The 9,384-nt window shown below is 63.5% G+C and carries 10 protein-coding genes; 8 read left to right on the top strand and 2 right to left on the bottom strand.

What is annotated here, in order from left to right:
* The first annotated feature begins 156 nt into the window (after positions 1-156).
* On the top strand, positions 157-1,359 hold the full coding sequence (locus tag ACYU98_RS14425; RefSeq protein ID WP_460468923.1) for a DUF2207 domain-containing protein: 1,203 nt from the start codon (positions 157-159) through the stop codon (positions 1,357-1,359).
* Positions 1,360-1,362: 3 nt separating this feature from the next.
* Here the strand turns inward: ACYU98_RS14425 and ACYU98_RS14420 are convergent, their stop codons facing one another.
* Positions 1,363-2,367 carry a magnesium transporter CorA family protein gene (locus tag ACYU98_RS14420; protein ID WP_460468922.1) on the bottom strand — a complete coding sequence of 335 codons (1,005 nt, stop codon included), beginning with the start codon at positions 2,365-2,367 and terminating at the stop codon, positions 1,363-1,365.
* A 62-nt stretch (positions 2,368-2,429) separates the two neighbouring features.
* Between ACYU98_RS14420 and ACYU98_RS14415 the strand changes: the two genes are divergently transcribed.
* The 6 genes from ACYU98_RS14415 to istB all read left to right on the top strand — a co-directional run bounded on the left by ACYU98_RS14415 (position 2,430) and on the right by istB (position 7,505).
* On the top strand, positions 2,430-3,572 hold the full coding sequence (locus ACYU98_RS14415; protein WP_460468921.1) for a MalY/PatB family protein: 1,143 nt from the start codon (positions 2,430-2,432) through the stop codon (positions 3,570-3,572).
* A gap of 96 nt (positions 3,573-3,668) precedes the next feature.
* Complete coding sequence (locus ACYU98_RS14410; protein WP_460468920.1) at positions 3,669-3,977, top strand: helix-turn-helix domain-containing protein; 309 nt, start codon at positions 3,669-3,671, stop codon at positions 3,975-3,977.
* Positions 3,978-4,243: 266 nt separating this feature from the next.
* On the top strand, positions 4,244-4,720 hold the full coding sequence (locus tag ACYU98_RS14405) for a hypothetical protein (protein WP_460468919.1): 477 nt from the start codon (positions 4,244-4,246) through the stop codon (positions 4,718-4,720).
* Positions 4,721-5,095: 375 nt separating this feature from the next.
* Positions 5,096-5,662 carry a hypothetical protein gene (locus ACYU98_RS14400; protein WP_460468918.1) on the top strand — a complete coding sequence of 189 codons (567 nt, stop codon included), beginning with the start codon at positions 5,096-5,098 and terminating at the stop codon, positions 5,660-5,662.
* A 100-nt stretch (positions 5,663-5,762) separates the two neighbouring features.
* Positions 5,763-6,107 (top strand): hypothetical protein, encoded by a 345-nt coding sequence (locus tag ACYU98_RS14395; protein ID WP_460468917.1) that lies wholly within the window; start codon positions 5,763-5,765, stop codon positions 6,105-6,107.
* A gap of 609 nt (positions 6,108-6,716) precedes the next feature.
* A complete protein-coding gene (gene istB, locus ACYU98_RS14390; RefSeq protein ID WP_460468916.1) occupies positions 6,717-7,505 on the top strand; it encodes an IS21-like element helper ATPase IstB in 789 nt (262 codons plus the stop codon).
* Between the two features lie 86 nt (positions 7,506-7,591).
* Here the strand turns inward: istB and ACYU98_RS14385 are convergent, their stop codons facing one another.
* Positions 7,592-8,059: a hypothetical protein gene (locus ACYU98_RS14385; RefSeq protein ID WP_460468915.1), complete on the bottom strand. Its 468-nt coding sequence runs from the start codon at positions 8,057-8,059 to the stop codon at positions 7,592-7,594.
* A gap of 738 nt (positions 8,060-8,797) precedes the next feature.
* Between ACYU98_RS14385 and ACYU98_RS14380 the strand changes: the two genes are divergently transcribed.
* Positions 8,798-9,121 carry a helix-turn-helix domain-containing protein gene (locus ACYU98_RS14380; RefSeq protein WP_460468914.1) on the top strand — a complete coding sequence of 108 codons (324 nt, stop codon included), beginning with the start codon at positions 8,798-8,800 and terminating at the stop codon, positions 9,119-9,121.
* Positions 9,122-9,384: the final 263 nt, after the last annotated feature.

Below are 9,384 nucleotides of genomic sequence, written 5' to 3'. Positions count from 1 at the left end.
GATCATGCTCGTGGCCTCGTTGCTGCTGAAGGAGTAGAGACCAACAGCATGACCGGGGCCACGAGCCCCCTCAGGTCAGGACACCCCGCTCAAAGTCGGAGAGCCTGATTGCCTAGGCTGCGACAAACTCACGCCAGTTCAAGGGGACACCACACGATGACCGATATCGATCTCGGATCACTGGTGATCGGCGGCGTCTTGATCGTGGTAGCAGGCACGATCGTTGGCTGGCTGCGTTGGCGGCGCCGTGACAAGGAATACGTGGGGCTCACCCCGGGGCTCCTGCCGGCCGATCGCAACCATGCCCGCACCCGCCGCGTACGAGGTGGGTTGGAGTGGAAGGGAACCGTCGCCGTCTCGTTCGCGCCCCCGCAAGGCATCGGGCCCGCGGTCGCCGGCACGATCATCGACGGACGGGTCGACAACCGCGACTTGGCCGGCATGCTCGTGGATCTAGCGCTGCGTGGCTATTACAAGATCGAGAAGATCGACGACGACTGGGAGTTCCATCAGTCCCCCACACTCCCGCCGAACGACCAGCTGACCGGCGCCGAGCAGCGCATGGCACGGGCGATCTTCGCGCAAGGCCCCGTGGTGCGACTGTCGCTGCTCAAAGAGCGGTTCGGGATGACGTTGCGGGAGGTGCAGATCGATCTCTACCGCGAGATGCTGCAGCGCGGCTGGTACACCAAGCACCCCCGCACCCGCAGCCGGCTGCCGACCCTGTTCGGTGTGCTGCTGCTGTTCGGCACCGCGTTCATGGGAGCCGTCGCCCACGAGCTCTACCTCCAAGACGATGCGCCGTACGCCTACGCGCTTCCTGCGGCGACCGGCGTCGCGGCGATCTTGTTCCTCGTGTTCGGCCGCGGACGCTCCGCTCGTACGGCCGACGGCACCGCCGCCCGAATCCAGACGATGGGCTTCGAGAAATATCTGGCGACCGCAGAGGCTGATCAGATCCGGTTCGAAGAGGCGGCCGGACTGTTCAGCCGCTACCTGCCGTACGCGATCGTCTTCGGGTTGGCCGATCGGTGGGCGAAGGTGATGGGCAGCGTCATGCGCCGGGCACAGGCAGAAGGGTGGCTGGACGTCTCGACCGAGGGGCTCGGCGACTGGCTGCTGCTCGACGGGATCTGGAATACCAGCGGTTTGGCGCTCGACGGCATCAGTGGGCTGCTCGACTTCGCCGGGTCTGGCGATGCCCTCGGCCTCATCGGAGAGGGGTTGTCCGACGTCAGCGGTTTCTGGAGCGACTTCGCGTCGTCAGCCGGCGACCTGTTCAGTGAGGCCGGTGGTTGTTTGGACGGCTGCGACCTCGATGGATGCGACGGCTGCGACGCCGGCTGCATCGACTTCTGAGACTCAGAGCCAGCCGCGGGACTTGAACGCGCGCCACAAGCCGAGGCTGCCGAACACAATCAGCCCCAGACTCAGCCACAAGCCAAACATCTTGCCGAAGCCCCAGTAGGGAATGTTCTGCCCGAACCATCCGGTGATCGCCGTCGGCACGGCGATGATCGCGGCCCATGCCGCGAGTTGCCGCATGACCGTGTTGAGCCGGGCGTCCTGCAACGACAGGTTCGTCTCGAAGACGGAGGTGACCATGTCTCGCAGCGACTCGGTCCATTCCGAAGCACGCAACACGTGGTCGTAGAGGTCGTCATACCACCCGTCGAGGACGCCGCCGGGATGCTCGTTGTGGCGCGTCAGCCCGTTGACAACCTCTCGCATGGGAAGCACGACCCGGCGTAGATCGACCAGCTCGCGGCGTAGGCGATAGACCTTGCGCAGGAAGTCATGACCGGTTCGACGTTCCTCGAACAGCAGGTCCTCCAGCGACTCCAACTCGTCGTCGAGCTGCTGGATCGCGTCGAAGTGTCCGTCCACGACGGAGTCGAGCAAGCCGTGAACCAGAGCGCGCGGGCCAGCGCCCAGCAGATTCATGTTGTCGTCCCACGCCTGAAGCACAGGCGCCAGATCGAATCCCGAACTGCGCACAGTGACCAGAGCCGTCGGGAGCACGAACCCCGAGATGCGATGGGTGGCCAGCCGACTGTCTTGAATGTCATCGGGCGCCCCGGTGAGAGCCACTTGATAGGCCGTGAAGAACAGATGTTGCCCATGCCTGGTGACCTTGGGGCGCTCGTGGGCAGCGAACGCGTCCTCGACCTCGGTGGGCGTCAGGTCGAGCGCGTCGATCAGCCCTTCGATGTCGGCGGGCACCGCGTCGGCGATGTCCAGCCACACCAACGCGGTGGGATCGTGCACCGCCGTCAGCAGGTCTTCGCGGTCGATCTCCTGGGCAACCAGCTTTCCGTCGCGCCACACGCGTGTGCGCACCTGCGCCCTGCTCCCGGTCTCGATCACTCGCGCAGCCTAGTGAGCCTCCCTGCGGCCTGGCAGCATCGACGCTGCGTACGCTCGGCGTCATGGATTACGAGATCCTCACGTTCAACCCGGAACAAGCCCGCGCGACCCACACCAGCGTCAAGTGGACGGCGTACGACCCGGACGTCCTACCCCTGTGGGTCGCCGAGATGGACGCGCAGCCGTGTTCGGCCGTGGTTGACGCTCTCACCGCCGCCATCGCCCGAGGCGACACCGGCTACGGCTGGGGGCCGCGCTACAGCGACGCCTTCGCCGCGTACGCCGCAGACAGCTGGGGTTGGAGCGTCGACACCGCGCGTACGACCGTGGTCGCGGACGTGATGATCGGCGCCGCCGAAGTGTTGCGCGAGGTGACGGATCCTGGCGGCACCATCGTTGTCTCCTCCCCTTGTTACGACGCCTTCCACGGGTTCGTCGACATGCTCGGTCGCAAAGCGGCGGATGCCCCTTTGACGGCGGACGGGCGACTGGATTTCGAAGCGCTCGGCGCTCAGTTCGAGCGCGCCCGGGCGACCGGTTGCAGCGCCTACCTGATGTCGAACCCGGCGAACCCGACCGGCACAGTGCATACCCGCGAAGAACTGACCCGCCTCGCGGCGCTCGCCGATGCCCACGACATCACGGTTGTCTCCGACGAAATCCACGCACCGCTGGTCCACGACGGAACCTTCACGCCCTACCTGACGGTGGCCGGCGCCGCGCGGGGATTCGCAGTGACCTCTGCATCGAAGGCGTGGAACCTGGCAGCGGTCAAGGCAGCCATCGTCGTCTCCGGTTCCGATGCCCCGTTCGCCCGGCTGCATGACATGCACACCCACGGCGGCAGCCACCTGGGCATCATGGCGCACGTCGCGGCATACACCGATGGGCGGAACTGGCTGCGTCAACTGCGGCTCGAGCTCGACGCCAATCGCTTTCTGCTGCAACAACTTCTGACCGAACATCTACCGGCGATCCGCTATACCCCGCCGGCCGCGACCTACCTCGCGTGGCTCGACGCACGCTCCCTTGACCTCCCGGACGACCCGGCCACGGTCTGGCTGCGACGTGGTCGGGTGGCCCTCGGCCGAGGCACGCAGTACGCCCCCACATCCGGCCGTGGATTCGCCCGCCTGAACTTCGCGACGTCGCCGGCGACCCTCACGGAGGCGGTTCGTCGGATGGAGTCAGTGGTCGCCGGCTGACCCGATTCGTCGGCGCCTGCGGTCTCGACTAACCCTTTCCGAGGCAGGCACGTTAAGGGCACGCGCGCTGCGCGCGACCGTCTCACCGTGCGCACCATGGATAGAGCCACCCGCACCCTTCTTGCCTCGCAGGCCCAGCAGCTCGAACTTCAAGCTCGAGCATTCGCGGACCAGGCAGCAGCTCTCCGGGAGGCCTTGTCGCTGTCTCCCGAGGACGTCACCCCGGCCGCCCCCGTGAAGGCGTCCACCGTCGCCGAGGTCGCCGCGATGCTCGGGCTCGGCGAATCCACAGTGAAGGCAATGGTCGGCGCCAAGACGATCCCCAGCGTGCTCTTTGGGACAAGCCGGCGGGTCCTGTCTGACGACTTGGTCGACTACCTCAGCACGTTGCGGCAGGCGTCCTAGTGGCTCGCGAAGCAGATCCCCGTGGGCGCATCTACCAAGAGAAGGACGGACGGTTCCGACTGGAACTGACCATCTCCCCCCGGCAAGCGCGTCCGCTTCCGCGGCCCGACCAAGGCGGCGGTGATCAAGCAGCGCGACGACCACCTCACGGGCAGACCCCGCGGACGCAGTGAGCGCTTACCTGTTCGGTCGCACTCAGGCGGACCGGGACGTGGCGGCGACCCGTCTCGGTCCAGATCAAGTGGGCGCAGCAGCATCTGGCGTCCATGCTGACGACCGCCCAGGAAGCGATCGCGCACAATGAAGGCGACTACGCCTCGAACATGCGAGCACTGCTGGCCGCCGACGCTGTGGAGACCAAGCAGTTCGGCCTGTTGGCCTCGGTGGTGAAGGTCTACGAGACCGCCGTCAGTGACGCCGCTCAGCAGGCTACGGCCGCAGCCGAAAAGGTTGAACGCAAGCCGCTGGGCGAGGTCGGCGACAAGGTGCAGATCACGGGTGTCCTTACCATCGCGATGACCGTTGACGGATTCGCGTACAACTCAACCCAACGGTTCCTGATCATCGATGCCGGACCGACGCTGGCGAAGATCTACACCGCCGCTGGTTGGTCGTACGACGTCGAGGTCGGCGACACCGTGACGCTCACCGCGACGGTGAAGAAACACCAGACGTATCGCGAGGAGATTCAGACCGTGCTGACCCGGGCGAAGCTCGTCGAGCGCGTCGCAGCGACTGACTAGGCGTGGTGTGGGATTGCGGCGAGTAAATTGTTGGTCAAGTCCATTCCCGCCCATGCCGCCGCACCCCTAAGTTCCCTACAGATCCGGCTCAAACCGCAGCCGGGTTAGGTGCACATCTCGGGGGTAGCAATGAAGGGGAACAAGTTAGCCTGCGTTCCAGCAGTAGCGTTGATAGTCGGGCTCGGGTCGATCGGCGTCCCAGCGGCTCAGGCTGTTGGCGACACAGGGAAAAACCTGCTCAGTGGACAGGTATTCGCCTCGGACGGCTCGTCTGCAGCCGGAGCAGACGTTGTCATTCTCGCTTGGCCCAGTAACCTCAAAGCCGCACCTACGACATCCGGCATGGTCCGACTTGGTCACTCGAAGAGTGGGGCCATGGGTCAATTCAGTGTGTCGGCCGATGCGTCGGCGGTGAAAGCTTTCGTGGCCAAGCAAGGAAGTCCGAAGGCCATCAACATCAGCCTCTTGACGACCGACGCGAAGGGGAACTTCTCCGTCTACGACACCACGGCAGCCGTAGACGATGCTAAATCTGGCCGAATTTCCGTCAACTCCGCATCGCCAGACCCGATGTCGCTGAACACCGTGCCCGACGGCGCGGCCCACACCGCAGCGTGGCAGAGCACCGTGGGCAACAGCCGTGCTAACCGTCCAATGAGCCAGGCTAAAAATGGTCGAGTCACACTGCGCCTCGCTCCAGCCACTCACTCAGCAGTCCCCACGCGGTCTGCCAACGCCGCGCCGCCGGTCACCGCGAACAGCGCCTACACTCGCCTTAGCAACCTGGGGAACAGGGCAACACTGGTTGGCGCACTGTTCTCGACTGGCGGAACAGGCTGGGATGGAACCGTCGAGTATTCCAAAGGTCAAGGTTCCGAAATTGGCGTCGGCGTGTCGGGGCAGTGGCAAGGCTGGGACGTTTTCGTTCAGTGGGACAAATAGCGTCTCATCTACCATCACAATCGGTTATCCGATGTTTTCGACCCACGGATCGCGCTATTACCGGTCAGGCTTCAACTACGGGTACTACAGGGTCTCATACGTGAGTGACCACCAGGTCATCACTTACTATCAGGTTCGGGCCGACGGATTCAACGGTGGCGCCACCATCAACGCGACCGATACCGCGACGGCATTTCCAATGTCGAACTGTCAATTTTATCCCGCGGGGGTTACGTTCACCAAAGACCGCAGCAGTGCCTCCAATTGGTCTAACGGCGTTGGCCTTCCCGCACCGGCCGGAATCGGAGTCAGCACCCAAACGGGTTACAGCTCCTCCGCTAAAATCGTGATTAAGATGGCAACGAATCACGGCCACTATGTCTGCGGCAGAAAAGCCCAAGCACCCTATGCGTCAGCCTACGACATCGAAGTCCGCGGCTCGTGAGAGAAAGGCGCAAACGATCAGGAACCTGCACCGCCATAGTCCTCTTATCGGCAGCTTTAGCAGGTTGTGGCGATGGCGCCAGCGGTGCTCTCGTTCGCCTTGACGACGGCCACCATGTGTACGTTTGTGCGCCGCTTTCTCAGAACGGTGAAATAGGGGTCGATACAGCCGGCGTCAGGAATGCTGGCAAGGAAACGGTGACGGTCACCTCGGTGACTCTGCCGAGTGACTCTTCAATGACCCTTCTGGACTGGTTTGTCGACCAAGGAAACCGCTCCGGACAGTTCGGAGTGGGCGGCCCATGGAAGAAGCCAACTGGACCAGCAGTCGACGTAGCCACAGGTTCAGCTGGAATTGCATTGCTCCTCAAGAGTAAGAACCCGAAGGTTTCTTCTGTTGTTACCAGCGGTGTGATCGTCAAGTATCGAACGAAGGACGGAACCGGCAAGCTCACGGTCGGAACTGACATGGGATTTGTCCCTCACGGGCAAACTTGCGGTCGAGACCTTCGCTAAACAGTGCGTGGCGTCCGATGCCGTGGAACGGCATCGGCGTCAGCGAGGATGCGCCCCACCCCTGTTGCCCAACACGGGGTGGGTGCGCATCCTCGTGAAGACACTCACCCCGACCCTGCGCCGGCGACGCCGGTTGACCGAAGAAGCCGCCCTGGCCGCAGTCGACCAAGCCTGCCGCCGGCTACGACTGCCCACGATCCGCGGCGTCCTGGACGAAGCGATCACCGTCGCCGGCAAGGAACAACTGTCCTACCCCGGGTTCCTCGCTGAACTCCTCCTCGCCGAGGTCGACGACCGGGACCGCCGTTCCTCAGTGCGCCGCGTGAAGGCGGCACAGTTCCCGCGGGACAAGTGGCTGGGTGACTTCGACTTCGAGGCCAACACCGCGATCGAAGCCGCGACCATCCACCATCTCGCGAAGGGTGACCGGATCCGCAAAGGGGAACCCCTCTGTCTGATCGGCGATTCCGGCACAGGCAAATCCCACCTGCTCATCGGTCTGGGCACCGCCGCGGCCGAGCAAGGCCACCGCGTCCGCTACACCCTCGCCACGAGACTGGTGAACGAACTCGTCGAAGCCGCCGACGAAAAGCTCCTAGCCAAGACGATCGCCCGGTACGGCCGCGTTGATCTGCTCATCATTGATGAACTCGGGTACATGAAACTAGACCGCCGAGGAGCAGAACTCCTCTTCCAAGTCCTCACCGAACGCGAAGAAAAGAACAGCATCGCGATCGCCAGCAACCAGAGCTTCTCCGGCTGGACCGACACCTTCACCGACCCCAGGTTGTGCGCTGCGATCGTCGACCGCCTCACCTACCACGGAACCATCATCGAAACCGGCACCACCAGCTACCGACTCGCGCACACCCGGCACGGATGAGGCGGGCGATGCTGATGCCACAACCCCCGGCAAGCTGATGCAGAGCGTCAACAGTCAATCTGCGCGAAAACGCGTGCTCCTTGCGCTTAGCGTGACTGACCGACCGTGAACTCACCGACTACTGTTTTCCCGTCGCTTTCATAGACGGTGATCGTCCGCGGTGGCGGTGACTGAAACTGTGGCGACGCCGCTTGCTCGGGCGACGTTGGCTGTGGACCGTTCAGGTCGCTATTGAGGACGTACCCAGTTTTCCCGTTGGTTGCCACCACGAGCACGAGATCCGGCTCGACTCCCGCTGCCGCGGCGTCAGCATCTGAGCCGTAGGTGAGGCCCGCGGCGTTCACCTTGTACGGACTGGCTGCCCCGGGATTCACACCGGCGGCCTTCTGCTGAGGTGCGACAGCCGCGATCGGGTGGCTGGCGGGACTAAGTGGACGGTTGATCGCCCCTGTGGCACCGCCGTCATGGGTTACCGCAGCCGCCACCCCGATGCCGGCCGCTAGCGTGGCGGCGAGCACGGCGGAGCCGAGCACCAGCTTGTCATTTCCGTTCATATCGTTCTCCTACAGGTATCCGTTGGGGCTGCGGAACGTATATGAGTACGCGTACCCGTTCTCATTCCAGCCCGCGGATTTGCCATAACTGTAGTAGTAGCCGTGACCGCAGTTGCTACACACGACGCCCTCAGCGAGTCCCCCACCACCGAAATAGTGCATTCCAGAGGTGGCCACGAGAGCACCTGCTGCGTTGAAAAGCCTGCCCTCGGAACCAACGTATTCAGTGTACGTTCCGGACCACCAACGAGTGCTTGTAAGAGCTTCCTTCGAACCCTCATTGATGATGGCCTGATTCTGGAAAGTCGACGAGCCAGCGCTGAAGTAGCCAAATGACGAGTAGTACGACGTTGCACTGGCCGACTGCATGGTGCTGAAGGACCAGAAAATGACAACGCTCAAGATGAGCAGGCGTCGACGGTGTGACGTGTTCAAGATAATCCCCCCTCCTCCGTTTAGCAACACTCCTCGCCCCCGACTCGCCTGTCAATGGGCCACCTGAGAGTTCATCAATCCTCGGATACACACCGCTGCGACCAGCAAAGATTCCCGGAGCACTCCTGGTCGGCGCCCGTCCTCGCGGCCGTGATCATCGGACTGGCTACCCGCTTCCAGACTGGCCTCCAAACGACGTCTCTGACAACAAGACAGTCTCCGCACCTCTCGCGGCCCACCGCGCTCCGGATGGGGCCAACTCAAACCGTCAGACTGGAGCCAAACCAAGTTGACATAGCCACTATGGGCATCGACGAACTGCTAGGTATCGACCTCGCCAACCCGAGTCACCGTCTGGCACGCATCTTGGCCGACGAGGACAACAACCTCGTTGATGCGCAGGTGAAGATCCGCATGGACAGTGGAAAGACTCAGGCAGACGTCGCGCGGAGCATGGGCGTGACGCAGTCGGCTGTGGCCAGGATCGAGTCGGATGAGCGTGACCCACACCTGTCGACGCTGCGGCTATACGCGCACGCCGTGGGCGCGATGATCTGCCACACCGTCCGCCCTTTCGAGGTCCCGGAATTGGCCACTGAATCGACGTGCGCGACGCCCAGGCAGTAGGCGAAGTGTCGAGGCACGCCAGATGAAGGCAAGGAAATCAGTCAAAAGCCTCGACGACCGGGCGAATCTCGCCCTGGCGCGTGGACCAAACCTGGCGACCTATTCCTGGCCCGACATCGGGCCCCGCGGAAGTCAAGACCGGCCAGGAAGGTGGACGATGAACCACCCTGGGTTGCTTGGAGGCTCCCGACCTTGGAAACGAGGATGGAGCCATGGGAAACAAGAGCACGTCGGGGAAGCCGACTGCGCGGCGGTACTCGCCT

It is taken from the genome of Calidifontibacter terrae (genome assembly GCF_054778835.1).
Note: the sequence above shows the minus strand (reverse complement) of the source record. Positions and strands in the feature narration are given on the sequence as shown.

Coding starts and splice junctions, on each gene's coding strand:
- ACYU98_RS14405 (WP_460468919.1), top strand. CDS start 4,244: ATGCTGACGACCGCCCAGGAAGCGATCGCGCACAATGAAGGCGACTAC.
- ACYU98_RS14385 (WP_460468915.1), bottom strand. CDS start 8,059: ATGAACGGAAATGACAAGCTGGTGCTCGGCTCCGCCGTGCTCGCCGCC.
- ACYU98_RS14415 (WP_460468921.1), top strand. CDS start 2,430: ATGGATTACGAGATCCTCACGTTCAACCCGGAACAAGCCCGCGCGACC.
- ACYU98_RS14380 (WP_460468914.1), top strand. CDS start 8,798: ATGGGCATCGACGAACTGCTAGGTATCGACCTCGCCAACCCGAGTCAC.
- ACYU98_RS14425 (WP_460468923.1), top strand. CDS start 157: ATGACCGATATCGATCTCGGATCACTGGTGATCGGCGGCGTCTTGATC.
- ACYU98_RS14410 (WP_460468920.1), top strand. CDS start 3,669: ATGGATAGAGCCACCCGCACCCTTCTTGCCTCGCAGGCCCAGCAGCTC.
- ACYU98_RS14400 (WP_460468918.1), top strand. CDS start 5,096: ATGGGTCAATTCAGTGTGTCGGCCGATGCGTCGGCGGTGAAAGCTTTC.